Origin of the sequence: Marinobacterium profundum (assembly GCF_001528745.1) — a bacterium.
Taxonomy (GTDB): Bacteria; Pseudomonadota; Gammaproteobacteria; order Pseudomonadales; family Balneatricaceae; genus Marinobacterium_A; species Marinobacterium_A profundum.
This window is the reverse complement of sequence record NZ_BCNS01000059.1, coordinates 1-1,366: the sequence shown is the minus strand read 5'-3', so window position 1 is coordinate 1,366 and position 1,366 is coordinate 1. Positions and strand designations below refer to the sequence as shown.

General features: G+C 61.1%; 2 protein-coding genes. Both read left to right on the top strand.

Going from position 1 to position 1,366, the window contains the following annotated elements; genetic code table 11:
* On the top strand, positions 1-632 hold a 632-nt coding region (locus tag MPRO_RS02865), incomplete at its 5' end, for an NAD(P)/FAD-dependent oxidoreductase (protein ID WP_369406722.1).
* 1 nt (position 633) lies between these two features.
* Complete coding sequence (locus tag MPRO_RS02860) at positions 634-1,344, top strand: pseudouridine synthase (RefSeq protein WP_067286670.1); 711 nt, start codon at positions 634-636, stop codon at positions 1,342-1,344.
* Positions 1,345-1,366: the final 22 nt, after the last annotated feature.

The window sequence follows — 1,366 nt, the reverse complement described above, 5'->3', positions numbered from 1 at the left end:
TTGGGCGTGCGTGTTCCGGGATCTGGAGTGGCCCAGGCGGCACTGTAGTGGCGGCGACCTCGGAAGAAAATCGCGTTGTCACCAATGGCATGAGCCAATACTCACGCAACGAGCGCAACGCCAACAGCGCCGTGGTGGTGGGCATAGATCCGTCCGATTACCCGGGTCATCCGCTGGCCGGCATAGATTTTCAGCGCCAGCTCGAAAGCCTCGCCTATGAGCTGGGCGGTGCCAACTATGATGCGCCGGCGCAGAAGGTCGGCGACTTCCTCAAGGGTGTTTCATCTGAGCAGCTCGGCAGTGTGGAGCCTTCGTTCAAGCCGGGCATTAAGCTGACCGATCTGTCGGTGGCGCTGCCGGACTTCTGTATTGAAGCCCTGCGTGAGGCGATCCCGGCTTTTAACCGCAAGATCCGTGGATTTGCGCTGGAAGATGCCCTTCTCACCGGCATCGAAACCCGCACCTCGTCGCCGGTTAATATCAAGCGCGGCGACGACCTGCAGAGCCTTAATACCCGCGGGCTTTACCCTGCGGGCGAAGGTGCGGGCTACGCCGGCGGCATTATGTCGGCGGCGATCGATGGCATTCGTATCGCCGAAGCCATGGCGCTCAGCATTAATAACAGCCAGTAAGGTGGAGTCCAGGTTTTCGCGCCTCGATCGCTTTATCAGCGTGCACACCGGTATCAAACGCAAGGATGTGCGGCTGCTGCTGGCCCAGGGGCGGGTGCAGGTGGATGGCGTTCCGGCAACGGATATCCAGCTGTCGGTGGGTGAGTTCAGCCAGGTGCTGCTCGACGGTCAGGTGCTGCAAGCCAATACGCCGCGCTATGTCATGCTGCACAAGCCCGTGGGCGTGGTGAGCGCCACCAAGGATGACGAACACCGCACGGTAATCGACCTGTTGCAGGCCGACTACCGTGAGAGCCTGCACATCGCCGGGCGGCTGGATCTGAACTCCTCGGGCCTGCTGCTGCTGACCAACGATGGTCGCTGGTCTCGCGGCCTGAGCGCGCCTGATTCCGGCGTCTGCAAAAGATACAGAGTCACCCTGGCCAACCCCCTAGACGAGGAATATATCCAGGCCTTCGCCGATGGCATGTATTTCGATTACGAAGGCATCACTACCCGGCCTGCGGGCCTGCGCATACTGGATACCAGGGTCGCCGAAGTGACCCTCACTGAAGGGCGCTATCATCAGATCAAGCGGATGTTCGGCCGCTTTCGCAATCCCGTGCTGGCACTGCACCGCTGTGCGATCGGTAACCTTGTACTGGACGCAGAGCTTGAACCCGGGCAGAGCCGCGAACTGACCGCTGCGGAAGTCGCCGATCTTTCCGGCTAGCCTTAAGGGGCTAGGGGCTAGG